The sequence below is a fragment of the Bradyrhizobium sp. 134 genome (assembly GCF_023074155.1).
Lineage (GTDB): Bacteria > Pseudomonadota > Alphaproteobacteria > Rhizobiales > Xanthobacteraceae > Bradyrhizobium.
Genome location: NZ_JADPKX010000046.1, coordinates 1 through 24,496 on the forward strand (window position 1 = coordinate 1; position 24,496 = coordinate 24,496).

Annotated in this window: 18 protein-coding genes and 1 pseudogene; 11 read left to right on the plus strand and 8 right to left on the minus strand. The window is 58.6% G+C overall.

What is annotated here, in order from left to right:
- The first annotated feature begins 538 nt into the window (after positions 1–538).
- The 4 genes and pseudogenes from IVA75_RS17425 (at position 539) to IVA75_RS17440 (ending at position 4,254) form a co-directional block, all read left to right on the plus strand.
- Entirely contained in the window at positions 539–2,005 is a 1,467-nt protein-coding gene (locus tag IVA75_RS17425) for an amidase family protein (protein WP_247282892.1), read from the plus strand.
- A gap of 68 nt (positions 2,006–2,073) precedes the next feature.
- The gene (locus IVA75_RS17430; RefSeq protein ID WP_247282894.1) at positions 2,074–2,565 is read left to right on the plus strand and encodes a DUF302 domain-containing protein; all 492 of its coding nucleotides are present in this window, start codon (positions 2,074–2,076) and stop codon (positions 2,563–2,565) included.
- Positions 2,566–2,597: 32 nt separating this feature from the next.
- Complete coding sequence (locus tag IVA75_RS17435; protein WP_018456644.1) at positions 2,598–3,182, plus strand: TetR/AcrR family transcriptional regulator; 585 nt, start codon at positions 2,598–2,600, stop codon at positions 3,180–3,182.
- A gap of 145 nt (positions 3,183–3,327) precedes the next feature.
- A pseudogene (locus IVA75_RS17440) lies at positions 3,328–4,254 on the plus strand (Ku protein).
- Between the two features lie 511 nt (positions 4,255–4,765).
- Here IVA75_RS17440 and IVA75_RS17445 read toward each other — a convergent pair.
- On the minus strand, positions 4,766–6,550 hold the full coding sequence (locus IVA75_RS17445) for a hypothetical protein (protein WP_247282896.1): 1,785 nt from the start codon (positions 6,548–6,550) through the stop codon (positions 4,766–4,768).
- A gap of 372 nt (positions 6,551–6,922) precedes the next feature.
- Here IVA75_RS17445 and IVA75_RS17450 point away from each other — a divergent pair, with 372 nt between their 5' ends.
- The 5 genes from IVA75_RS17450 (at position 6,923) to IVA75_RS17470 (ending at position 13,932) form a co-directional block, all read left to right on the plus strand.
- Positions 6,923–7,507: a site-specific integrase gene (locus IVA75_RS17450; protein ID WP_247282898.1), complete on the plus strand. Its 585-nt coding sequence runs from the start codon at positions 6,923–6,925 to the stop codon at positions 7,505–7,507.
- A gap of 196 nt (positions 7,508–7,703) precedes the next feature.
- Positions 7,704–8,165, plus strand: a complete 462-nt coding sequence (locus IVA75_RS17455; RefSeq protein WP_247359423.1) for a hypothetical protein — start codon at positions 7,704–7,706, stop codon at positions 8,163–8,165.
- A complete protein-coding gene (locus IVA75_RS17460) occupies positions 8,146–8,610 on the plus strand; it encodes a hypothetical protein (protein ID WP_247282902.1) in 465 nt (154 codons plus the stop codon). Before IVA75_RS17455 ends, IVA75_RS17460 begins: the two co-directional genes overlap by 20 nt.
- A 17-nt stretch (positions 8,611–8,627) precedes the next feature.
- Positions 8,628–12,509 carry a caspase family protein gene (locus IVA75_RS17465; RefSeq protein ID WP_247282903.1) on the plus strand — a complete coding sequence of 1,294 codons (3,882 nt, stop codon included), beginning with the start codon at positions 8,628–8,630 and terminating at the stop codon, positions 12,507–12,509.
- Positions 12,510–13,233: 724 nt separating this feature from the next.
- On the plus strand, positions 13,234–13,932 hold the full coding sequence (locus IVA75_RS17470) for a hypothetical protein (protein ID WP_247282906.1): 699 nt from the start codon (positions 13,234–13,236) through the stop codon (positions 13,930–13,932).
- Between the two features lie 126 nt (positions 13,933–14,058).
- Here IVA75_RS17470 and IVA75_RS17475 read toward each other — a convergent pair whose 3' ends face one another.
- From IVA75_RS17475 to IVA75_RS17500, 7 genes are all read right to left on the minus strand, one after another.
- On the minus strand, positions 14,059–14,463 hold the full coding sequence (locus IVA75_RS17475) for a hypothetical protein (RefSeq protein WP_247282909.1): 405 nt from the start codon (positions 14,461–14,463) through the stop codon (positions 14,059–14,061).
- A 123-nt stretch (positions 14,464–14,586) separates the two neighbouring features.
- Entirely contained in the window at positions 14,587–15,279 is a 693-nt protein-coding gene (locus tag IVA75_RS17480; protein WP_247282910.1) for a hypothetical protein, read from the minus strand.
- The gene (gene dcm / locus IVA75_RS17485) at positions 15,276–17,351 is read right to left on the minus strand and encodes a DNA (cytosine-5-)-methyltransferase (RefSeq protein WP_247282912.1); all 2,076 of its coding nucleotides are present in this window, start codon (positions 17,349–17,351) and stop codon (positions 15,276–15,278) included. Before dcm ends, IVA75_RS17480 begins: the two co-directional genes overlap by 4 nt.
- Positions 17,348–18,373 (minus strand): hypothetical protein, encoded by a 1,026-nt coding sequence (locus tag IVA75_RS17490; protein ID WP_247282915.1) that lies wholly within the window; start codon positions 18,371–18,373, stop codon positions 17,348–17,350. The genes dcm and IVA75_RS17490 overlap by 4 nt, the downstream gene beginning before the upstream one ends.
- A complete protein-coding gene (locus tag IVA75_RS40160; protein ID WP_346658429.1) occupies positions 18,370–18,603 on the minus strand; it encodes an AlpA family phage regulatory protein in 234 nt (77 codons plus the stop codon). The genes IVA75_RS17490 and IVA75_RS40160 overlap by 4 nt, the downstream gene beginning before the upstream one ends.
- A 72-nt stretch (positions 18,604–18,675) precedes the next feature.
- The gene (locus IVA75_RS17495) at positions 18,676–19,566 is read right to left on the minus strand and encodes a hypothetical protein (protein ID WP_247282917.1); all 891 of its coding nucleotides are present in this window, start codon (positions 19,564–19,566) and stop codon (positions 18,676–18,678) included.
- Positions 19,563–20,741 (minus strand): site-specific integrase, encoded by a 1,179-nt coding sequence (locus IVA75_RS17500; RefSeq protein ID WP_247282919.1) that lies wholly within the window; start codon positions 20,739–20,741, stop codon positions 19,563–19,565. The genes IVA75_RS17495 and IVA75_RS17500 overlap by 4 nt, the downstream gene beginning before the upstream one ends.
- A 499-nt stretch (positions 20,742–21,240) precedes the next feature.
- Here IVA75_RS17500 and IVA75_RS17505 point away from each other — a divergent pair, with 499 nt between their 5' ends.
- Together IVA75_RS17505 and IVA75_RS17510 are read left to right on the plus strand one after the other, a co-directional pair.
- Entirely contained in the window at positions 21,241–22,815 is a 1,575-nt protein-coding gene (locus IVA75_RS17505) for an amidase family protein (protein WP_247282921.1), read from the plus strand.
- Positions 22,816–23,194: 379 nt separating this feature from the next.
- The gene (locus IVA75_RS17510; RefSeq protein ID WP_247282923.1) at positions 23,195–24,496 is read left to right on the plus strand and encodes an O-acetylhomoserine aminocarboxypropyltransferase/cysteine synthase family protein; all 1,302 of its coding nucleotides are present in this window, start codon (positions 23,195–23,197) and stop codon (positions 24,494–24,496) included.

Consider the following 24,496-nt stretch of genomic DNA (forward strand, 5'->3'; position numbering starts at 1 on the left):
AAATTGACTGCATAGGCTGCTCCTCCGAATCGTGGGAGCCTTAAACGGCGCCCAGTCTTTGGCACTCTCGTGCCCGGGGAGGAGCCGTCCACAGCATCACAAGCTGACATCAACAGCACGATACCAAAGTCATGGTAGCTTGTCGGCAGCCCGGGTCCTTGTTCGGCGACTCGCGGGCAGAAGCGGACATCAACCAACCGACATTCCCCGCCGAAACCAATCGTGCTCGGCCGACGAACGCCGCTCACCGTCGCTGTGACGTAGGGTCTGCAATCGCGCCGGCCAGATTGCCCGACCAAATGAAGGACGTGTCCAGAACTCTTTGCTCCCGGACGGCCGTTCTTCGAACTGTTGAAGTATCCTTCCATCATTCGGCACCTGGGCCCTCACGTACATGTGTCCGGCGGGTCCGCCTTCCACGGAAAATCACTATTGAAGTACGATCGTAATTTTATATTATAACCGTAATGGCATTGAGCTGAGTGGTCTTTTTAGCGGAAGCGGGAATGCCACCAATTACCTTCTTTGCGAGGATCTCATGGAACACATGATCGCCACTGCACGCCAGTTTGCATCGCGAGACATCACAGATCTCACCTCGCTTGGGCTCGCAGCCGCTGCAGCAGCGGTTGGCAACGGCGACATCACGTCGGAAGTCTACACCACTGCGCTTCTGCAGCGCGCCCGAGCGCTTGCCGAGCTGAACGCCTTCATCACCATCGACGAGGTCGCTGTGCTCGAGGCAGCGAGGGACGCGGACAAGGCGCGTGCGGCCGGCTCGGCGGCCACGCTCCTTGGCGTGCCCCTCGGGGTGAAGGACAGCTATTTGACGAAAGGACTGCCTACTAGCCTGGGCGTCGAAGGCCTCTCTCATTTCGTGCCGCGCGAAGATGCCGACGCTGTCCGGGCCATTAAGGGTGCGGGGGCTTTGGTCTTCGGCAAGAACAACCTCGTCGAGATGTCGTACGGCTTGACCGGTCACAACGCACGTTACGGCCAGGTGAAGAATCCGCACGCACGAGATCGCGTGTCGGGCGGCTCGTCGAGCGGCTCCGCCGCATCCGTGGCCGCTGGGCTCGTTCCCGCGTCCTTGGGCGGTGACACCGTTGGGTCCATCCGGGTACCCGCATCGTTCTGTGGCGTCGTGGGCTTCAAGCCAACGACCGGGCGTTGGCCGCGCTACGGCGTTGCGCCGATCTCCCATACGCTCGACACGACGGGCGTATTTGCCCGAAGCGTTGAGGACTGCATTCTGGTGGATCAGGTTGTGACTGGTGAAGAGGCTGCGGAGTTCTCCCACGGCGGCTACGGCCTGAAGGGAGCCCGGCTGGCCTTCGCGCCGCGACAGTTCCTGGATCTGGTGGACTCCGAAGTCGAGACCCGCTTCCGCGCGGTGGTTCAGCGGCTGCAGGAGGCCGGCGCCGAGGTCGTTGAAGTAGACCTTGGCGAAGACTTCAATGCCCTCGTCCAAACTGCGACGTGGGGCATCTTCGCTCATGAGACGATGGGCGCAGTTTCGGAATTTCTTCGCCGCCATGACATTCCGACCACGTTCGAGGCCATTTACGAGGGCCTTAAGCCCCAACTTCGGCAGGCGTGGGGGCACATCGTAGTGCCGGGTGGTGCAGGTGCCACTTCGGCAGAGGCCTATCGGACGGCACTCGATGTGAGCCGGCCGGAAATCCAGCGACGGCTCAACACGGCGTTCGTCTCTCATGGGGCGCTGGTCATTCTGCAACCGACCACGCCCTGCACGGCGCCTCTGATCGAGGAGCGGGCGACCGTCCATATCGCGGGGCAGGAAGTCAGCTACCTCGCTTTGGCCAACCACACCGTGTCGGCAAGCAGCGTGGGGCTGCCCGCTATCAGCCTTCCTGTTGGCTTGTCTCGCGCGGGGCTGCCGATTGGGCTCGAGCTGGATGCTCCCTTAGGGCGCGACCGGGAGCTTCTAAACCTTGCCCACGGCATCGAAGGCATCTTGGGCGGCAAGTCGAGTGCGATCTAACGAAGTGGCCGCTTCGCGTGGCGAAGGGGCCGCATGCAAACAACGACAACCGATTAGAGGATCAACAGATGGCCAATGCACTGCACTCAACGCGTGCCATTCCGGTCGAGCACGTCACCATCCGCTCAACAAAGCCTTTCGAGGACGTTCGTGCCAAGCTCGCGACCTTGGCACCCCGCATCGATGACGGGATCTTCACTCTCCTGCGATACGGTGAAGGCACGCGCGCGCTGCGAGAGTTGGAGGCCGGTCCGCCGCTCACCATTTTCGGTCAGCGTGACCATGGGGCACTCCTGGCTATTGCTGGGCTGACGCGCCGATCCATCCAGTTTGATATTGGAAATCCGCTCACCGCATCCAAGATGACCCGCCATCAACTGTCGGCGGGGCTATATGCGCCCATTCGCGTCCTATTGCGGGAGGATGACGATCGCGGTGTCGCGTTTGAATATGATCGACCAGCATCCGTTTTCGGTCAGTTTGGCAGCGATAATGTCGATGCAGTAGCCCAGCAGCTTGATCGCGACCTCCAAGCCCTGTTGGAAGCGGCTGCAGCCTAACGGCTGCGGGATATTGGTGGAGTGGAGAGAAGATGCGTTTTGAGAAAGGTCATAAAGCAGCGACGCGACGGCACATCATCGATGTGGCGTCGAAGTGCGTGCGCCGAGACGGCATCTCCGCCGCTGGGATCGCCGGGATCATGGGCGAGGCCGGCCTGACCAAAGGCGCATTCTCTCCGCACTTCGAGTCCAAAGACGCGCTCGTTCGCGAGGCGCTGGCGAGCGCGCTCAGCGACCAACAACATCGCCTCGATGAGGATCAGCGGAGGGGCCTGGCCCTCGAGGGGGCGATCCGGAGATACCTCAACCGCGCTCACCTCGAAGACCCGGCGGAAGGGTGCCCTTCGGCGGCGTTGCTCCCGGAGATCGCCCGCCAGCCCCTGTCCACTCGGCAGGACTACGAGAAAGCGCTGCGAAGCTACGTTTCGTCGCTGGCCGCACTACTTCCGGATGCCGATTCTGCAGCGAGCCGGCGCCGCGCGACCGCCATCTTCGGCCTCATGGTGGGCACCCTCCAGTTCGCGCGGGCCGTCCCCGACACTGTCCAGGCGGAGCAGATCCTGGAAGGCGGCGTTGAGGCCGCGCTGCAGTTGGCGCGAGCTCCATCTTCCTACTAGGAAGCACCGAAAGGCTATGGGCTATGATCACCGATGTCAGCTTCTGACCTAGCGCGACATATCGCGCTACCGCACCAACTCGGTCGCGAACCGGGCGCGATCGTTCGTCCTGAGTCTGTGCGTCCCGAAATAGGAGTTCTGCGTAATGGCACCGCGCGCTAACTGGAAAGGCTTCCTGCGATTGTCTCTGGTTTACCTGCCCGGTGGCGCTTTACCCCGCCACATCCGAGAGCGAGAAGATCTCGTTCAACCAGCTCAACCGGCAGACCGGCCACCGAATCAAGTACCTGAAGGTGGACGTGGACACCGGTGACGAGGTCCCGAACGAGGACATCGTCAGGGGCTACCAGATCGAGAAGGACCAGTTCATCGAGGTCACCAAAGAAGAACTCGAGGAGGTCGCGCTGGAATCCACGCGCACCATCGAGATCGATGAATTCGTGGACAAATCCGACATCGATCCGCGTTACCTTATCCGGCCCTACTACCTTCGCCCCGATGGCAAGGTCGGTCACGACGCCTTCGCCGTGATCCGGGAGACCATCCGAGGGATGAACAAGGTCGCGATCGGGCGGGTCGTGCTGACCAGTCGCGAGCACATCATCGCGCTTGAACCATGGACAAGGGTCTGGTCGGAACGCTGCTTCGGTATCCGTACGAGGTGCGCAGCGAACAGGAATACTTTGACGAGATCCAGGACGTCAAAGTCACCAAGGACATGCTCGACCTCGCGAGGCACATCGTCAATCAGAAGGCGGCCCGCTTCGAGCCGGAGAAGTTCGAAGATCAGTACGAAAGCGCGCTGATCGAACTCATCAACCAAAAGCGCGCCGGCAAGACGATCACGCCAAAGGAACGGCCCCGCGGTGAGAACGTCGTTGATCTGATGGACGCGCTGCGCAAGAGCGTCGGTGGCGCACGGGCGGGGACCAAGGCTGCGAAGAAGCCGGCCAAGAAAGCGAAGAAGGGGGCGGCCGGCCAGAAGGAAATGCTTATGCCGATCGAAGGCAAGAAGTCGGTGCAAGAAGCCGCGGCAAAGAAGCCGGCCAGGTCGCAGCGTAAGTCAGCGTGAAGTACCCAGTGACCTCGGACGGACGGTATTTCGCCGCGCGCCGCCGACTCCGGAGCTCCGAAAGTCGACGAGTCGCATAACTCACCGCTAGTGCGACAGCTTATGATGCCAGGCGGGCGGTGCGCTACGCCGAGGCGAGTTCGCATGCTGAAGCGGAAGCCGCTACGCATCAATTCGTTGATGAAGTTGGGCGGGCTCTGGACGAGCGACGCTCCACTTGGTGCGACGACACGCTCCTGATCTAAGTCGACCCATGGCGAAGAACATTCTTGCCTCAGCAGAGACATAAACAGCGTCGGCTAAGAGAAAAAGCGGGCCTTAGACGAAAGCCGTCCGCAACGAAGCGTTTTGAGCGTTGAGCACATCAGCTGCCGACATTCCGATCTGTAAGCCGCTGGTTTTGGTGTGGCTTCATCCCTTGCACCGATTAAAGGTATCGCCCAAAACCTACCGACCCGCCGCCCCGGTCAACCGCCCAATTTGGCTAGCCCCCACCAAGTCCCAAACGAGTTTAACGGCCGACCAGCTTCCTCAACTTGTCGAGGAGGGGTTTGGTAATTTGATCAGGCACAATCAAGTACCTCATACCCGTCAGATGGTTTGCAACTTTAACTTGGTCGCGCAAATCCTTGAGCGATGCATTTTCAGGAACGTCGCCTCCGAGAGACAACCTGTTAAGCAGCTTAGTGACATCTTCTGGTACTGTGCCAGCGGGAAAGGCCTTTCTTTCAAAAGCGTTGCGGTAACCTTCTGGACATGGCCCCATTGCCACTAGCGAACTCAGCTCGTTCTCATCAAGAACTCCGTCTGGCCTTACCGCACCGCCTTCTCCAGATTCGTAGGCGTCGATCAAGGCTGGCACCATTCGGTGAGAGCTGTATTGTGCCTCCGGTACACAGAGAGCTCGCAACGCGCTTTCAATATAGGCATTGGCGTGTACCTTGGGATCATAGTTCGCCAAATAAGCCTCGTAGGGCCGCCCTTGAGCCACGTCACGCAATATGCCCAGAAGTTCAGAGCTTATTACGCCGGCTTGCTCCTCGCTATCTTCACTGTTAAGGCCGTATTTATCTTTCAGGCCTTTCACTACCGATCTCAGATCCTCGTTCGTCCACTCCTTACCGGGTTTTGGGACAGAAACCTTAGCCAACGACGCTGCTTGGAGAAAAGTGCTGTTGATCCGCTTGTTCTCGAAGCGCGTGAACAGTCCAACCTCGAACGCGTCCACGAAACCATGCTTGTCGCAACTCTCGTACTTGTCGACCGCAGCTGTTATTGCCTTCATCCGTTGCGGTGTATCAAGAATATACGACGACTGCTTGGGTGAGGATGTCGGCAGCAAGGGCGGTGATACGATGGGCTTTCTTGCTCCTCGTGGGTCTCGTTGGCTACGTGGCTGGTCAAGAAGGGGCGCGTTTTCATAACCCTCGAAGAACTGCGATAGCGCAGATCGGGTAGCGGAGTCCTCGCCACCAACCACGCCATCGACGTCGACACATAATACACGTTGAATTTGCGCTATAAGCGTCGGTGACAGCAGCCTCTCGATGGCCGGCGGCGCGATCGGGTTAGCGAACAGCGAAGCGTCCACTCCCGATTGTGAATTCGAAGAGGATCGCGACATCTCCATACTCTTAAGTTTTCCGAGCGCCTGTTCGATCCGCTGATCGAATGATGAATCAGCTGTCAGAAAGAGAGCATCGAGATTACTGGCCGCCTTAGCCCAGTTTTGCTCTCGAATAGAATTTGCGAGGTCCAGAACGCTCCCTTTCACTTGGTCCAGCTTGCTTTTTGTCAACGAAAGGGTAGTCGCCTGCTTCTCTTGAGAATCCGCTGCAATCTTCGCTTTCGTTGCCGCCTCCGCCGCCTTCGCCTCTGCGTCCTTCACTTTCCCGAGCGCTTCTTTTTCCTTGGCTTCAGCAGCCGCCGCTTTTTCCTTGGCCTCATTAGCCTTCGCCTGCTCGTCCTGATAGGTAGCTGTGGCTTTGCGAGTTACCTCAAATAATTTCTCGAGGTCACTAATCTGAGCCGACCGGAGGTTCCTCATCGCATCCGCTGTCTGATTCAAAAGCGCTCCAGACTCGTGGATTCTTCGAATGGTCTCTTGTTGCTGTTCAGCGATTTTGGAATAAAAAAAATAGATTGCGACCGCCGACAAAGCGACAAGGACCACGACAAGGGCGACCAGAGAGGCTTGTAGCTTCACGATACCGATTGTTTCTGAAGCGACATCCCAGGCTGTACGTCCAATAATATGCTCGGGTGCGCTGCTCTTATCAATTGGAGCCTTTCCCATTTTCCCACTCCAGATATCCACCCAAAGTACTCGGACATGATAGCAGCGCAGCTTGGCTCCGAACACGAAAATTTCGCCCGCGCAACCTGCGCGTTGCGAAAAAATGCTCTGTCGCCACGGCACGGTGTTAGTCCGATTGGGTATCACAGCCGGGTCAGAGCAAAGGCTGCGTACGCTTACGGCAATGCACTCGAAAGCGCGTATGATCCATTCATAAATCGTCAGCCTACATTGGCTTGCGGAGAGAACTATTCAGCTCAAGACACGGTCAGAGGCTCCGCGCCCCTGTCTTGGCAACAGCATGTACGAATGATCCCGAATGATTACAGTCCAGCGTCCTGTTAGCCGTCGATCTTGCGTCGGGAGGACGAAATGGGCTTGGGAAAGCAGGCTAAGACGTTGAGCAAGGGGCAAGCCGAGGCCACGCTCGCCTACCTGTCGACCACCAGATACCCGGAGCGAAACAGATTGATCTTCCTACTCTCGGCCAAAGCCGGGCTCAGAGCGAAGGAGATAGCTCGGCTAACATGGCGGATGGTGTGCGACTCCGCTGGGCAGGTTGGTCAAGCGATCCACCTCTCCAACTCGGCGAGCAAGGGTAAGTCTGGTCGAGTGATACCGATGCATTCTGAGGTGAGAGCCGCGCTCATCGCATACCGGCAGACCGAGGCCAGATCGTCGGCAGAATTCGTGATTGGTACCGAGCGGCTGGCCTGTACGTCACCGCAGGTCATCGTGAACATGTTCCAGCGATGGTACCGTCACCTAGGCTTAGTCGGTTGCTCAAGCCACAGCGGCCGAAGAACCTTCATCACGGGAGCGGCCCGGAAGATCTCCACAGTTGGCGGATCGCTCAGAGACGTCCAGGCCCTGGCCGGACACTCAAACTTGCGAACAACGCAGCGATACATCGAAGAGAACGCAGACGCGCAGAGAAGGCTCGTTCAGCAGCTTTGAGTATTTTCCGAAGTAATGTATTTGCTCCGTTCTGAGGTCGCTCACTCGATGTGAGCCGCTACCAGCCCGACGAGAGTCGAAACCCTAGCGTCGGAAATGCCTTTCTTTCGGACCCGCTGCCGAAAGAGGGCACAAGTACAGGTTGACTGACTTCGGCGAATTGGCTTCAATCCGAGCTTTTGGAGGCCTAGCCAAGATGCGGATTGTCGGTGAGCTTGTGGCCCGTGAGTTTTCCCGGTTGGGGCTTGTTCTAGTATTGCTCTGCGAAGGGATGTCTTTTGTCTATGCCGAGGAGCCTCCGCCGGATCTTCCCCGCAATCCCTCAAGTGGGATGAATCAGGTTGGCTCGCTTTCGGAATTTTTCAAAGGCAGAACACCGTACGAGTTCTGGCTAACAACGCTAATAATGCTGTTTGGCTTGGTGGTGATTGCAATGCTTCTTTGGTTTGGGCGCCGGGGAAACAATCGGCCCGAAGAGATGGCCCGGCACGTGATAGTCGTGTTCGTCGTATCAGCAGCGCTAATTTTGGTAACCGCCGGTTACAGCAACGATCAAATTGCACCAGCTTTTGGGCTATTAGGGACCATCGTTGGCTATGTATTGGGCCGATTGGGAGTCAAGCCAGGAGCAAACGGAAATGTTGATCCTCAAGCTTAGAGAAGCAGCTCTCACGGTTTTCATTGCCGTCGTATCGATATTTCCACTCGTTAGTGAAGGTATTGGCCAGTCTGATCGCCTTCCTCGTGAACCCCTTGAACCCGGAGCACGTGCTCGCCAATACCCGGCAGGTTTGGCAAATCCCGCTGCTATCCCCGTCAACGCTGTAACCGTGAGTAATTTTGGGGACGCGACGCTCGCGTTCTCGGCATCGGATGGAAAGTCTAAATGGCGGCAGTTTCGTATCGCTCCGGGTGAGACAGTTGCGGTAAGCTGTGCGGATTGTCGCGAAAGCATTTCCCTCGCCTTCAACGATGGTTCTTCGAACCGTGTCACGCCGATCAGTCTCGGCAAGCGCTATGCCCTATACTGGCTTACAAGTGCTAACCGGTGGGACATATCTACATTTCAAGACTTAGAGGCGAGCGGAGCTCTAACCAAGTAAGTCGCAGAGGGGTTCGCATGCGACGAGATCAGCTATTTCGTATATTTGCAATCGGGCTTGGGCTGACAATCGCTTCTGCGGCCAACGCATTAGAATCTCGTCAGCCTTCCAACGGTGCTCGCGCGGCGCGTGACGCAAAGGTTATCCCCCCGGTCCCTGCTCCATCGAGTACTTCGCGGATTACTGCACAAGCTGCGAAAGTGTTCGCAGATATCAAGCCGGCTGATTTTCAGATTGTTCTTGATGACCCGACATCCATCGAGATCGGAATTCCAAAGATCATCGTAGGGTCTCGTCAGCGCACAAAGCGAGGTTCGTTGTGGTCTTCAGCTGATAGAGCTTTGCAGATCGAAACATTGGACTTTACAGACGCCGAAGGCCTTGAGGCTTTACATAAGCGCCTTGTTGCCGTTCCGGGTCGTGTTCTAGATCAAAATTACACTGTGCCACTCGACCGAGATATGTTCGCGCTTCATGGTTTTGACCGCGATGGCACTTTGTTTCACGTCGAATTTCATAAGCGCGGAACGACAATAAGAGGCTTCTCGATATCCTACGCGGACGCCAAACTTTGGCCGACGGTAACGCGGGTGATGAGCACCTTCGTTCCATTTCCCAACGACGAGGTATTTGACGCTAAGCCCTGCGAAGGGTTTTCGCGGCCAGCTGTAACTCCTTCGATTTCTCTCACATTGAGTACGCAGGCAGGAGCGGTGGGAGAGGCACTCACGTTGACTTGGGAACTGGATAAACTCGTTACGAAGCCCCCGAGTTACCTGATCGTCGTCCTACCAGACGCAGTTCGCGTGAAGGGCGCCGGCTTCTTCGCTCTAAGTTCGAAGGCCAAACTGAATCCTACCGGAGTTCAATTCGGGCACGATCAGACACGTTTAATAGTCCCGCTCCACACTGCGTTCAGTTCGCGGTCTGGTCGGATGGACATCATTCCATACATGGCGGGATCGTTTCCGATCCGGTGGGCAGTAGTAAACGGCGGCGCATGCCAAACTCTAGTCGCCAGCGGCTCACTCGATGGCGTGCAGATCCGGCCTGGTGCGCCAAGGCTCGTGATCAACGACGAGTTTTCACAACGGATTGGCGGCAAACTGATCCGTCCCTCGCAAGGTCCCTTCGAGCTTCGGCAATATCGAGGATGGTTTGAAGTGGTAGAGGCCGAGAGCAGGGCACTTGTTCTGCGGCGGCAGGGCGATAATCCGACGTTCTCACCTACTGGTCGCTTCCTCATTGTAGATTCTGCTGAACGCGAGACCTACTACGTGTTCGACCTTGTCGCGAATAGATCGCTTGGTAGCTACACCGCATCGGAGCTCCTTTGGAGCCACGGCGATTCGTTTCTATTTGTTCAGGGTTCGCGAGCTGGATTGCTGACCCTAGTAAAGACGTTGCACGGGACCGGATCTGATCCAGACGAACCGCTTCCGTCAAATGAAGTGGGGCGAGCCGCTGAAGATCAAGATTACGACGCGAAGCCACAGCCTGATAGCATGGATATCTCCAGCAGTTCGTGCTTGTATTGCCAAGCCCGCGATGATGCGCGCCTGTTTTTATCTCTCGATCAGGGTATTGTAGTGGTTAGGGGGCGTTGGAGCGACCCGCAGGACTTAGTCTATGATCTAGGTGGGAAAAACAATCGCAAAAAATTCGGCGGCAACGAGCAGGGATTGCTCGAACTTGGGAATGAATTTGGCCATGTCGTTCCCATACTCGATGGCTGGAATGTTGGAGAACGTCTGCGCAGTGCATTGACGGCGGGGCGCCTCCTGAACGATGAGGTCGAAATCGACATGCGCCAGCGCATGCTGACGACAGGCACCTTGGCTGCTCTACCAAACTCATCAGGTGGAAAAGAGTCCGGCACCCAAGTAGTGCGTCGTCGATCCCCCGAAATTCCTGACTTCGCGGGTACGGTTCGCTCCAACGGGTCGATTCAGCTGTTGGATGCTGTTTCAATTCGAGCCTTGCGAGCCCCCCGCGATTCGAATGCGTTGGGTGGTCTGCAAAAGCAGCTCGCGAAGCTTTACTCTCCAAAAATCGCGAAGTTTGGCCGACATTCATTTAATCAAGGAGGTACTCAACCTCTCCCTGATCCGACTGGACGGCCTGACAACGATGGCCAGGTCGCTCAAATCGACCTTACTGAACCTGGCCGTGACTTATGGTACTGGCAAAATGCCAACGCTACTTACTGGCTTACTCAGACAGTTACTACCGGCCGCAGCGGCCATAACTTCGAATTCTCGATGGTGGCTAAGGGCCTCGGGAATGTAACCCGATATTCTGATCTGATTTCGGACGCTAATGATGCATCGCATCCTGAGGCAGTAAAAGCGTCCTCTGACGATACGAGGGAAGGCGAATTCGAGCGGTTTGAGTTAGGGGACCTTCGCACCAATCCAGAGGGGGGCTTTGGCCAATCGTCGCAGGTCAGTTTGGCCGATGGTCGATACCTAGTCCTTTTGACTCGCCCGATCGCGACAGCAATCGTTTTTGACTTAGCGTCTTGGAAGATCGTGTGTGGCATCTCGAAACCGAAAGACGGGGCCAACACCAAATCACTGCTCCTTCATAATCCGACTCAACATCTCACGCAGATCAATCAGGACGGATCCATACACATTTATCGGTGCAGCGATCGGCGTGAGGTATTAACCGGAGCCGTCCTGCAAGACGAAATTATACTCATGGATGAGAACGGCTATTTCGACTGCTCCGAGGACGCGGGCTCGTATGTCGAGGTAAGGGTCCCTGGTGTGCCTGGGCGTCATCTGTTGTCGCAATTTTCGTCGGTGTTGAAGCGAAAAAATCTGGCTAAAGACGTACTACAGGGGGCTAAACTGGATCCACCGCAGGGCCTTCATCGTCCACCAGTGCTTCGGCTCGAATCGTCTGCGTCAATGAACCGAATGAGCGCTTCCAGTGAAGTGGGACTCGCTTACGTCCAGTCCTATGAAGATGGGAGGCCGGGAACGAAACTTCCATTGAGCGGCCACTCAGCTGTCTTCGACCTGCCGGCTGTTCCGGACGGTGTTGGAGTAGTAACCGTTTCTTTGGTGGATCAAACTGGCATCGCGAGCGCCCCGCTAAACGTCGCGCAAAAGCCGCGCTCTCAATCCGAGAGCACGCTCTACGCCTTAAGCATCGGTATCGATCAGTATCCGTTCTTGCCTGCAATCTGCGGCAACGACGGTCGTCAATCGTGCAACTTGAAAAATGCGGCAAGTGATGCACGCAGCATCGCCAAAGTCCTCAAAACGAGCGCAAAGTATAAGGCGATTGAAGTTCAGACTCTCCTAGATGGAGAGGCAAAATCTGACAGCATATTGCGGCAACTCGAACGGATTCTGATTAACGTAGGTCCCCGAGATACTGTTCTTATTTCGATTTCTGGGCACGCCGTGATTTCTGGAGAAAAGTTGCTAATACTTTTGAGCTCCACAGTCCCGGACAAATTCGCGATGGAGCGCACCTCGCTACGGTTCGATGCTGTTGCTGAACGATTGCGTCAATCAAAAGCCAGGGTCGTTGTGTTGCTCGATGTCTGCCACGCGGGTCTTGCTGGACATTTGGGAGCGGCCACTAGCGAAGAAGCCGCTCGCGAATTCTTGACGAAAAATGGCGCCTCAATGATCGTGCTTTCAGCATCAAGAGGATCGCAGTTGAGCGAGGAGAGAAGCGACGTCGGCGGCGGTCTCTTCTCGAAAACCTTTGAGCGGGTTATAAGTGTGGGGCGGTCAGAGTACGATCTTGACCACAATGGGTGGATCAGTATCGGTGAGCTTTATCGTGGCTTGAAATCAGATGTGAGCGCGATAACGTCAGGCCGACAAATTCCCATGCTGTACCGCAATCTCTTGGTTGGAGACATCGATCTGTTTTGAGCCGTACAAGCCTCGCAGTAGAACTCATCCACCCTCGCGGTTTGAATTGTATCGAAGGAAGCAGTTCTCTGTCTATGACGAAACTTCCTATTCTCCCAGATGCCTCGCCGGTATCGAGATCGATAGTAGCGCTGCGCCGGATGCTACGCGACTCATTCTCCTGCTGAATTCGGCGACCGTGCGAGCCTCTCACGCCTCAATGTGCGCCCTCATTTCCCCTGGCTTGATCTGCCGAGTCTCACCAACATCCCGAAAGTACACGGCACCTTAACGGAGGTCGTTCCCCTATGCCCCTAGCTGTTATTCCTTGATCTGGGCAGGACGACCGCAGCTGATCAAGCGGCCAGCGCGGTTGAAATAGAAGTGCACCTGATCGTTCCTCATGTCGCTTCGCGAGCGTGGCTCGTGCCAGGCCGACTTCAACGGTCATTTACGCTTCTTGGCCATTCCCCCCGGATACGAACTTCAGTGAGAAGCTTCGTTGCTGATGCTTGCCACACAGACGCTTTGCATCCTTGCGGATGGATATGCAGTGTTTCCCAGAAATGTATGCTCGACTGCGCGCCAGCGCCCTGCGTAGCCGTAGTCCAAAATGGCTACCTAGAGTAGCCGAAAAAGTTTCCGAACCGATGCTTTCGGCGGGTCCCAAGTAGCTAAATAACGCGCAGGCCTTTGCGTCTTGTTGGATGGCCACCTGAGCATCCCTGCGACCCGGAGTCTACAGATGCCACCGATCACGGACGGCATATGGTCTTCTATTATCAAAATACAGACCAAGTTCGAATATCCAATTCATCAAACGGAGCATGAACGGGACATTGATCTTATCCAATCCGTCCATGCGTCTTCCATCCCGTTCAAGCAACGCTTCCCGGCTAGCCGATCCCTTCAATTGGTAATCGCCGGGTACGCGCGGCTGGTATCCGACCGAATGGAAGACGAGTGGTCGGCATACCTGGTGACGTTCGTATTTGATCATCTCCGCGGTCCACGTGCATCTGTCCTTGGTCAAATGCGAGACGAGATCCTACGAATTTACTCGACCTTTGTGACCAGGACACACCGTAAGCCGAGGGCCGTCCCACCCGACCAGCTTCCCGTCTTGATCGCGGTGGCGGACCTTCCGGTTGCTAAGTCCGCCCCCTCGAACGAGCCGACCTCGTGCAATGGCGGCCTGCATTTCCATGCGGTGTTATTGGTCCCACCAACCACCCGGCTGAAGGAGCCCGTAACCGAGCACTTCAAGAACCAGGCGAACTTGTATGCTGGGCCGAGGAAGCTGGTGGCTCGCATCCATGTCCAGCCGATAACGGCCACGCCGGAATGCGTGGCGGACTACGTGTTCAAGTCGGTTCTCCGCGGGCGAATTTCCTATGACGATAGCCTGCTTGTACTCCCCCGAGCCAGTGGCGAGCTCCATTGAGGCGGCTGGCTGCGACAACCTCTCGCCCGGCTGACGAATCAGTCTTCCCCTGTAAACTGCTACGGCGGCACCCACCGAAGCTGACGAACAAGCCGGTGTTAAAAAGCCTCGCCCTCGTGCCACTCGTCACGCCGCCGACATCAGTTCTGCTGCGGGTCGCACCTGCTCAAGCCGAAACGTCGACCCCACGGCGTCCAGTGCAATGACTCGCATGATTACGTTCGGCGCCGGGTAGCAATCGATCGTGCGGGAGGGGTCGGACGGGTCCCGAACGACTATGACAACCCTGACGATGCCTTCGCAGTGATCGACGGCCCATTGCAGGTGCGCAAAGAATTCGCTCTTCGCTATTCCGTGCTTCCAGTCGCTGCTGTCTGCCTTGTCATAGACCATCTCTCCCGCCGGTCCGCCGAACTCGTGCCTCCAGAGGCTGACGGCGACGGTCGGCCCGTCAGCAGATACCCCGGACCACCGGCTCATGACGTTGCGGAGACGAATGCCGTAGCGACCGAATGCTGCTGTCCGTGTCATTGCTGTATCCCGGTTTGTGCTTCAATGGGGTAGCAGAAGAATCGGCTATCCCGTATCGCAAATCAGTGATCGATGCGCGGTGAAGCGGTTTTACTCGGTAAAAAGGGTCGCCCCCGCGCGGTGCTAGGTGAGGGCTACGAGGGCCACGAACATATGACCTCTCCAGTACGGCTCGATGTCGCGGAAGCCCGCCGACTCAAGGGCCATTCGTAGCTCGCGCTCAGTCATCTTGGTCATTTGACCTCGAAGGTTGCTCTGCTTTTCCAGGATCTCTTCCGCGCTGAAGCCCTGCCTGCGCTTGAAGTCCATGTAAGCTGCCTCTGCGTCGCTTTCCTGACGCGACGTCTCAGCGAGCATCTTCTCCGCGACGAGGAGCGCGCCCCCTTCGACCATCGAGCTGCGGATGCGCTTCAATAGGAGAAGCTTGTCTGAGGGCCGCAGGAACAGCAACGTCATGAGGCAGCATGCCAGCGAGACATTGCCGAACGCGTGCGTCAGCGCGTCGCCGATCTCGCAGCGGAAGTTCACGAACGAATGCTTCTCCCAACAGGAACGAAATCGCGGCTCGGCGTCGATACCAAGGTAGTCCACGTCCGGTCGCGCCGCCTGGTTCACGCGCCGAATAGCTGCCAGTGTCCGCCCCGTCGAGCAGCCGACGTCGACGACGGTAGTCCCCCGCTGGACGTACGTGACCGACCGGTCGACAGTGTAGTCGATCAGATGCTGAAAGCCGGGTATCGACGCCTGGATATGAGCGTCGAAGGTTTCGGCGTAGTCTCCGAAAGTGAAGTCTTTCTTGGTACGGTACCTGCTCATTTCAGGGTCTCTCTGTAGGGCTTCAAGATCTTCCGGTGGATGCTCTCGGCGATCGCCTCGGCGACGAAGGGAGTGACCATCCGGCATATCCTTTCCGCCGCTTGCCCGAGCGTGCCGGTAAGCGCGTAATCGTCGGGAAGGCCGGTCAGGCGCTTCAGTTCGGGGATAGTGAACTTGCGGTCGTGCTCGGGATGGATGGCGCCGGCCAATCCGCTCGGTTGCTGCCCCGTGACCGTCAGCGTCGGCGCGGGCAAGTCGTAAGAGCACCGGGTGAGCGTATAATTGCCGGTGACCTGAAGGCCGACGTGGTTGGGCCGCAACAGCCGGGGCGGGTTCTTCGGCAACCTGGCGGCGGCCGTCGCGATCGTGGTCGTCCGCGCCGAGGCGATCCACAGCCGAACGTCTTCGTGTGACTGGTTCAGATCAGCGAACGCATCTCGAACGGTGGTGCCCGTATGTGTCGGGTTGGGAAACAGCAACGACGCCGCGAACTCGCTCGTGATCCCGACGGCTTCGGCGACGTCCTTACGAACGCCCAGGACGAACAGCCGACGCCGGCTCTGCGGAACGCCGAAGTCGTTCGCGGATAAGACGCGCCATGTCACGACGAATTCGGAGCTCAGCATCTTGACCAAGGCTTTGAATATTGCCTCCCCCCGGGAGGCAAGCGCGGGCACGTTCTCCATTACGACGACCTTCGGGCGCGCGATCAGGGCGAACCTCGCGAACTCGAAGGGCAGCATCGAGATGTCCTTTTGGGTCCGGTCCGAGTACGCTTTCAGCACGCCCGGCTCCGTTGGGCCGTTTCCGGCTGTGCTGAACTCGGAGCACGGCGGAGACCCGTCGAGCAGGTCCAGCTCACCCACCATCAGGCCGACCATCATCAGGAATCCGATGACGTTCGCCGGATCGCGAACGATGTCGCGGATGTCCCTAGCGTCTATGACGGTGCTCGGGAAGTTACGTGAGTAGGTGCGAGCGGCCTCCGCGACGAATTCGTTGATTGCCCGGACGTCTCCACCGGCCAGTCTGTACCCCATCGAGGACCCGCCGCCGCCCGCAAATAGCGAAACGACCGTGAAGCGCTTGCGCAACGACGCAGCATGCACCTCGGTCATGGTCGGGCGACCGACGTTGGCGCCCCGAGCCTGGATCATGGTCCCCTTGCGAAGCGGGGGCGCCGCGGCCAGTTCATTGAGGTATTGGTCCGGATTCGCGCGCACCTCCGACGCCCAGCGCTTGCAGAGCGCGCTTAAGGTCGCGTACTTCGTCTCGAACCGATTGATAATCGGATCGTCCACCAAAGTCCTAAAAAGCTCGTGGACGCCGCCGCCCTTCTGCAGCTTGACGCCCTTGGCGACCAGACCGTGAGGAAGGTGGCGAAAGACGTCGGCAAAGATCTTTCTGATGATGGGCTTGTCAAGCCGCGACAGCTCGTCGTGGGAAAACTGGCGAAAGAACCGGCGCACCGGTTCGGCCGTGGAAGGGTCGACGAGCCGTTTGCCAAGTGCCGAAGCGATCCTGGTAGCGAACCAGAACGTATCGGGGGAGTCGGCCGCGTCCGATTTCGCATACTTTGAGGCTCTCAAGCCGTCGAAATGCACTTGCAACTCAGCGCAGGAGAGCCCGGCCCGCTTGAGCCGGGCCATCTCCATAAGGTCCTCCCGCGTGTTGCCGTAGTGATCGTCAAAGTTCCAGCCCGTGAAGATGTCGCATTCCGCCACTACGGGGATGACGTGAGCGATCGGGTATGTGACCTCGAACTGGGTCTTCTTCGAGCAACCGTGTTGGATCGCTAACCGCAGGAACGCCGCTCTCAATCCCCCAGTCGGCACGCGAACGATCCGAAGTGGCCAGCCCATGCGGCGGGCTATCGCTTCTGCGGCCGGCCGCTCAACCGAAGGGATACCATCAAGCTCATAGGTGTAGGCGACGACGTTTTTACCGACCTCCTCACAGACGTAACCAACGACGAGGCTGTCGGCACCGCCAGACAATAGGAGAGCGACTTGGCTGCAGGAACTCCGTGCCGCTACTTCGGCGCGAAGAATAGTGCGAAGATCGTCGCTCATCGGATGGTCGGCCTTTCCGTCCAGTTCTCGTCCCCAATCGAGCAGGTCCAGCCGTCGGCGCGCCGGTCTGCAAACAGCTGGTGCTTAGCGGCGCAACCGGGAAAGAAGAATTCTGCTAGGTCGGGCACATCCTCTGCGTTTCGAAACTCGGTCAGTGCTTGCGCGCGAAAGCTCCCGCGCCTGGCGACCACAATGACGTCGAAATCTGTAATTTCGGGGTGGTGCGGGTCGCTTTCGAGAAATAGCCCATCGATCGAACCGAAGCCCAACAAGGGCATCAAATTGCGCTCGAAAGCGCCCAGTATGGCAATGGGAACGACTGCCACGAGGCCGGCATCATCTGCGGGCAGAGGGCACCGAAGGCAATTGGCGAGGGTGTCGGATTGCGCGTATTCGGTGACGAAAAGACGCGCATCACGCCCGGTCAACCGCATGGCAATCAACTGCGCCGCGCCATCCAACGGATCCTGTTCTTTCTCGTGGGACACGCCTTTGGGCGACCTCAGTGTTGCGCGGATTCTGACCACATCGTCGCGGGTGACCTCCGGATGATTGGACAATTCGGCCAGCGCTCGCACCACACCGGCCTCCTCGATCAGCAGACAGACTTGATAGACGACGGAGTAACCCCTCAAGGCCAGCACCCGACGAAACGGTTGCTGCAGAAGAACGTCAGCGTGCTTGCCGATCTTCGACAGCATCGCCAGTTTCCCATTTGCTTTGAGCCGCGCCAGCACGTCATTCTCCGAGAGCATCCCCCTGGCAACGAGGCGGCGCAGGAAGGCCTGGATCTTTTCAGGTTCGTGTTCGAAGTCTTGCAGTGCCGCAACCAATTTCTTGCAGCCTAGAATCAGGAAGTTGGCGGCTCGGATCCAATGATCGGCGACCTTGTCAGCCGCCGCCTCGGCATCCGTTGCTGTGGCGCAGAGTTCGTGCGAAGTTTGGGCTTTGTCGGCGGTCTGCGCATCGAGGCCAGTAGGGTGCTGACTTCGTTCATCTGCTTCGTTTGGCGCGAGGATCATAATGCGCCCCCATTCCTGGGGGCGATGGCTACTCGCGGGATGCCTTCCTGAATTAGTTGCTGAATGTCAGAATCCCGCCAAGCGGTGATCCTCGGTCCGAGCTTAACGGGAGCGGGGAACCGACCAGACTTCACGCCGGCCCACCAGGTCGATTTCCCCACGGGGATGGGCCCGTTGGGCTTGATAATAGTGGCCAGCCTTCTAAGGCCCGCCGTCGTGGTCGTCTTCACTGCCGTACTCCATCGGTCTGTGCTGCGATGGAGTGGACAATTAGAGACTAGAGCTGGGGACTAAAAAGGGGCCTATTGCCCCTCCTGATCTGACGTGCTGCTTGTGCGAGACTTGTCGAGCACCTCGTTCACGTCTTCCGCCATATTCAACACTGTTCGGAGATGGTCCTCGCTGCCCTTGAGTATCTTGCGACGTAGATGCCGATCGGACCCCTTGTAGAATTCATCTGGGAACAGGTCTCTCAATCGACGAAGTGCGCCATCATCCATAGGGCCGATGAGCTTAAGGATTTGCTTCACACGATCCTCTCCGACGCCGGATTGCCCCGCTGCCGAGGAGTGATTGCCGTAAACTCTGACATACTCTTTGTCCTTCCTCAGGACTTCGCAAAAATCGTGGACTGTCCACCTTTTATCCGGATCGCCATTTCTAATATCGTTCAGATCAAAAGCGAGTTCGATCATCCTACTCAAAGGCCACGGCGATCGGCCGCGCGCCGCCGTGAAAGCCCTGCAGAACACTTCCAGAAGCGTTCGCCAGAATATAGGATCGTCGTGCTCCGGCTTTAAGCGTTTCGCTAAGCGCTCCGCGCCACCAAAGCCCTCCAGTGGGGTTGGTGTAATATCGTTAGGAGTTAAGTATCCCATCTCAAGCGCCGTAGAAACTCGGGTATCCTTGATCACAATCTGACCGACGCGCGTTGCTTCTCCTAGTTGTTGGACGGCCTCTCGTGCAGCATCGTGTTTATGCAGTACTTTCCATTCGCGCCGAGCTTTCTTTCGCTCCTCTGGTTCATTGGCTTCGCTACCATGGAGGGGAACAGCGAACAGATGAGCCCAGTCATTGTCCATCAGTCCTTTTTCTGCCTGCCAAGCCTCAAGGTCCTCGCGGAAGTATTCATAGATCTGCGCGAAGGACTCGGCCTCCTCCATAACGCGTTGCTTGAATGTCTTGTCGGTCAAGTGTGCCCTCCCGCATATTCGGCCCACTCTCGCATAAGTTCCACGCGTTTGACGAAGAGGTCGCCACGCCGATAAGCCGCTTCCGTCTTATCTTTGATTGAGTGCGCCAGCGCCATCTCGCAGACCTCCCTTGGGAAATTTGTGCACTCGGCCGCCCAATCTCGAAATGCGGAGCGGAAGCCATGTGCAGTGAAGCTAGCCCCCATTCGACGAAGCATCATTAAGAACACCATGTTGGACATCGGCATTCCGGTCGTTCGACCGGGAAAGATCAGCTGTGATCCGTTAGTCTTCTCACGGGCAGACTGCAGCAATGAAACGGATCGAGAAGCTAGGGGCACACGATGATCTCTTCCGACCTTCATCCTGGCTCCTGGAATGGTCCAGACGGATCGCTCAAAATCCACTTCAGACCATTCGGCTCTCAGAACTTCATTTGTTCGAGCCGCAGTCAGGATCAAGAACTCTAACGCGAGCCGAGCAAAGTCGTTAGTAGGGAATTCCGGAAGCTTCCTCACGAACTCGGGTACGTCGGCGTAGGGAATCGCGTTAAAATGACCGCGGCGTTCGTTCTGGCGAGGTAGCCCCTTTCCAACGCCCTCAACCGGATTGTCGCCGCTCCGATGACCGGCCGCTTTGGCCCAGTCTAGAACGATAGCTATCCGTTGACGAATACGGCGCGATGTTTCGGGCTTGGAGAGCCATATCGGTGAGAGGGCACGAAGCACGTCGGACGTCTCGATCCGGTCAACCCGTTTGTCGCCCATGACCGGAAAAACGTAGGCGGACAAGCTCTTGAGCCATTGGGAGGCACTTTTCCCATCCTTCCAGCCCGCTCGCCGTTGTTCAAGTGTGCTGCGCGCGGCATCTGCGAACGTGGGCACTCCGACTTTGGCCGAACGGTTGGCGGCGATAGGGTCGCCTCCATCTCGCGCTAGCTTCCGATACTCGACCGCTTTGATCCGAGCCTCGGCGAGGGTGACGAGACGAAGGCTACCAAGACCCATGTCCCTTCGCTTCCCGTGGACAACCGTCCGTAACACCCAACGCTTTGCGCCGGACTCATCAACCACGAGGTAGAGTCCATTCCCGTCCCCATAGCGGCCCGGTTTAGACAGGCTGTTGATCCGGACCTGAGTAAGGGCTTTTTGGGGATGCTTGCGGCGGGCTTCCATACCACAATCCATACCACAACATTTCTTGGATTTTACAGGATTGGATTGGGCTCCCTTGGACTACAGGTTGGCCTAACTGACGGATTACAATGCTGTAAATGGAGATTGATGAACTTCCTCGGACTCTATCGGTAAGGACACTCTCTCCGCCATCAGCCCCGCTCCGGCCATCTATACCTCCCGTCCCTCGCGCCCGTCCGCGACACCCTTCCATCGGTGGTCGCTGCCGCCGTGGCGATGCGGCTGCAGGCAGATGCTCTAGTTTGTCGCTGTCCAAATAGCCGCGTCAAAAGCTAGTCGCGATGCGGAAATCTCGGCGCTAGTTCGCTACGTCAATTCAATCAAAATGTGGGTCATGGGAAGACCCAAAGGTGCATGAGCGTCTCTCCCGCGCCGTCGACCGCGACAACGCGTCGCGACAGCGCGGCATGCAGAAACGCGCCTGTACACGGTCATGGAACCTCCATAACTTCCGCGGCGCAATTTGAGGGGATGCGACGTGGCGAAGAAGACGGTGACCAGGAAGAAAACTGCTGCGAAGAAAGCAGCGCAGACCTCCGGCAAGAAAAACGCCGTTCGCAAGGGCAAGGTCGCGAAGGCTGCAACCAAGCCGGTCAAGAAGGCCGCCGCGCGAAAATCGTCCGCACCGCGCCGCCCCAAGGGCCCGGCCTGGCAATGGTCGGCGGTCGAGACCGCAGCCGCAATCCGCTCCGGCGCCATCTCCGCAGTCGAGACCGTGGAGGCGCATCTCGACCGGATGCGTGCGGTCAACCCGAGGCTGAACGCCGTTGTCGTCGATCTCTCGGAAGAGGCGCTGGCTGCGGCCCATGCGGTCGACAAGCGGCGCGCGAAGGGCGGCGAGCTCGGCCTTTTGCATGGCGTACCGATCACGATCAAGGAGAATGTCGACTACGAAGGCCGTCCGAATTTCAATGGCGTTCCCGCCAACAAGGACCTCGTCGCGCCGTCGGACTCGCCCGTGGTGCGCAACCTGAAGAAGGCCGGCGCGATCGTCCTCGGCCTCACCAACACGCCGGAATTCTCCTTCCGCGGCTTCACCGACAACCCCTTGCACGGGCTGACGCTCAATCCCTGGGATCCGGATATCACCTGCGGTGGCTCCTCGGGCGGTGCGGGGTCGGCCGTCGCCGCCGGCATCGGCACCATCGCGCACGGCAACGACATCGGCGGCTCGCTGCGCTGGCCGGCGCATTGCAACGGCGTTGCGACCATCAAGCCGACGCAGGGGCGTATTCCCGCTTTCAACGCGAGCTCAACGGCCGAGCGGCCGATGCTGGCGCATCTGATGTCGGCGCAGGGGCCGCTTGCCCGCCACGTCGCCGACGTCAGGCTCGCGCTGGAGGTGATGAGCCAGCGCGATCCGCGCGATCCCTGGTGGGTGCCGGCGCCGCTGGTCGGGCCGAAGCCGAAGGGGCCGATCAAGGTCGCGCTCGCCAGGATTCCTGAGGACATGGACGCCGATCCGCACGTCGCGGCGGCGCTGCGCCAGGCCGCCGATCATCTGGAGCGTTCCGGCTATCGGGTCAGCGAGGTCGATGTGCCCGACATCGACGGCGTCTGGCAGACTTGGTGCGACATCATCACCAACGAGACGATGGTGATGCAGGAGGCCGGCATGCTGAAGGTGACCTCCGAAGACTTCCACAAGGCGTGGGGCGGCATGAAAGCCAAGGCCAATTTGCTCGACCTCAAGGCCTGGATGCAGGCGACCGCCGCGCGCAACGGCCACATCCGCGCCTGGCAATTGTTCTTCGAGGAGTATCCGGTGGTGCTGGCGCCGACCACGGTGAAGCCGATTCCGGGCCCGCGCGAGGACACCGTCAGCGCCGAGCGCGTGCGCGAGATCTTCTGGGGCGAGATCCGCTTCATCTCCGCGATCAACGTGCTGGGCCTGCCCGGCGCCGTGGTGCCGGTGGCGCTGCACGATGGCAAGCCGATCGGCGTGCAGCTCATCGCCGGGCGCTATCGTGAGGACCTCGCGCTCGATGCGGCGGCCGCGATCGAGAAGCGCGCCGGCGTGCTCGCCCATCGACTCTGGGAACAGATGGACTGATAGGGCGCGGAGGGTGTTTCCCTCTCCCCTTGTGGGAGAGGGTGGCTCGCCGCGCAGCGGCGAGACGGGTGAGGGGTCTCTCTCCGCTAACGCAAGCTTGGTCGTATGGATAGAGACCCCTCATCCGGCGCTTCGCGCCACCTTCTCCCACAAGGGGAGAAGGGAGTGCAGCGTGGTCGCTGCCGCCAACCGCAAAACTTCATTAATCCAATTTAACTCGAATTTTAGCCAATTCCCCAACAACCGTTAGGGTTACTTCCTCGATCTCTAGACGAATTATTGTCCGCTTTACCACCCGCCTCTAACAGAGGGACGGCGGACAACGCACATGCCTCATACAGGCCAATAAGTGCGGCCCGCTCCACGCGGAGGTGGCACGATGCGCAACGAGACGATCGCTATTCACGCCGGCTACGAGCCCGAAGCCACCACGCACGCGGTTGCCGTGCCGATCTACCAGACCGCGGCCTACGCCTTCGACAGCGCCGATCACGGCGCGGCGCTCTTCAATCTCGAGACCGAAGGCTATCGCTACAGCCGCATCGCCAATCCGACCAGCGCGGTACTGGAGAAGCGTATCGCCGAGCTCGAGGGCGGCGTCGGCGCGCTTGCGGTCGCGACCGGACAGGCTGCGCTGCATTTCGCCTTCGTCAACGTCGCCGATCACGGCGGCAACATCGTTTCCGTGCCGCAGCTCTACGGCACCACGCATACGCTGCTCTCGCACATCCTGCCGCGGCAGGGTATCACCGGCCGCTTCGCCGAGAGCGACAAGCCCGAGGCGATCGAAAAGCTGATCGACGAGAACACCCGCGCCGTGTTCGCCGAAACCATCGGCAATCCCGCCGGCAATGTCTGCGACATCGAGGCACTGGCGAAGATCGCGCATGCGCATGGCGTGCCGCTGATCGTCGACAATACCGTTGCAACGCCCATCCTGCTCAAGCCGTTCGACTACGGCGCCGACATCGCCGTGCATTCGCTGACGAAGTTTCTGGGCGGCCACGGCACCACGCTCGGCGGCGCCATCGTCGACTCCGGAAATTTCCCCTGGGCCAAGCACGCCGATCGCTTCCCGGGCTATAACAAGCCGGATGCCTCCTATCACGGCCTCGTCTATGCCGAGCGCTTCGGCAAGACGGCCTATATCGAGCGCGCGCGCAGCATCTATCAGCGCACCATGGGTTCGGTGCTGTCGCCGTTCAACGCCTTCCTGCTGCTCCAGGGCATCGAGACCGTCGCGCTGCGCATGGAGCGCCACTGCGAGAACGCCCGCAAGGTCGCCGAATTCCTGCGCAAGGATCCGCGCGTGGCCTGGGTCAATTACACCGGTTTCCCGGACAGCCCCTATTACCCGCTGGTGCAGAAATATCTCGACGGCAACGCCTCGTCGCTGTTCACCTTCGGCATCAAGGGCGGGATGGAAGCCGGCAAGTCGTTCTACGATGCGCTGAAGCTGATCACGCGCCTCGTCAATATCGGCGATGCCAAGTCGCTGGCCTGCCATCCGGCCTCGACCACGCACCGGCAGATGTCGGCGGAGCAGCAGCGGGTCGCCGGCGTGCTGCCGGAAACGATCCGCTTGTCGATCGGTATCGAGCATTGCCAGGACATCATCGAGGACCTCGACCAGGCATTGGAAAAGGCCTGCCCGTCCGCGCGCCTCCAGGCCGCGGAGTAG

What these genes read in the sequence shown, in the direction of transcription:
- IVA75_RS17425 (WP_247282892.1), top strand. Translation starts at nt 539, where the DNA reads ATGGAACACATGATCGCCACTGCACGCCAGTTTGCATCGCGAGACATC.
- IVA75_RS17430 (WP_247282894.1), top strand. Translation starts at nt 2,074, where the DNA reads ATGGCCAATGCACTGCACTCAACGCGTGCCATTCCGGTCGAGCACGTC.
- IVA75_RS17435 (WP_018456644.1), top strand. Translation starts at nt 2,598, where the DNA reads ATGCGTTTTGAGAAAGGTCATAAAGCAGCGACGCGACGGCACATCATC.
- IVA75_RS17445 (WP_247282896.1), bottom strand. Translation starts at nt 6,550, where the DNA reads ATGGGAAAGGCTCCAATTGATAAGAGCAGCGCACCCGAGCATATTATT.
- IVA75_RS17450 (WP_247282898.1), top strand. Translation starts at nt 6,923, where the DNA reads ATGGGCTTGGGAAAGCAGGCTAAGACGTTGAGCAAGGGGCAAGCCGAG.
- IVA75_RS17455 (WP_247359423.1), top strand. Translation starts at nt 7,704, where the DNA reads ATGCGGATTGTCGGTGAGCTTGTGGCCCGTGAGTTTTCCCGGTTGGGG.
- IVA75_RS17460 (WP_247282902.1), top strand. Translation starts at nt 8,146, where the DNA reads ATGTTGATCCTCAAGCTTAGAGAAGCAGCTCTCACGGTTTTCATTGCC.
- IVA75_RS17465 (WP_247282903.1), top strand. Translation starts at nt 8,628, where the DNA reads ATGCGACGAGATCAGCTATTTCGTATATTTGCAATCGGGCTTGGGCTG.
- IVA75_RS17470 (WP_247282906.1), top strand. Translation starts at nt 13,234, where the DNA reads ATGCCACCGATCACGGACGGCATATGGTCTTCTATTATCAAAATACAG.
- IVA75_RS17475 (WP_247282909.1), bottom strand. Translation starts at nt 14,463, where the DNA reads ATGACACGGACAGCAGCATTCGGTCGCTACGGCATTCGTCTCCGCAAC.
- IVA75_RS17480 (WP_247282910.1), bottom strand. Translation starts at nt 15,279, where the DNA reads ATGAGCAGGTACCGTACCAAGAAAGACTTCACTTTCGGAGACTACGCC.
- dcm (WP_247282912.1), bottom strand. Translation starts at nt 17,351, where the DNA reads ATGAGCGACGATCTTCGCACTATTCTTCGCGCCGAAGTAGCGGCACGG.
- IVA75_RS17490 (WP_247282915.1), bottom strand. Translation starts at nt 18,373, where the DNA reads ATGATCCTCGCGCCAAACGAAGCAGATGAACGAAGTCAGCACCCTACT.
- IVA75_RS17500 (WP_247282919.1), bottom strand. Translation starts at nt 20,741, where the DNA reads ATGGAAGCCCGCCGCAAGCATCCCCAAAAAGCCCTTACTCAGGTCCGG.
- IVA75_RS17510 (WP_247282923.1), top strand. Translation starts at nt 23,195, where the DNA reads ATGCGCAACGAGACGATCGCTATTCACGCCGGCTACGAGCCCGAAGCC.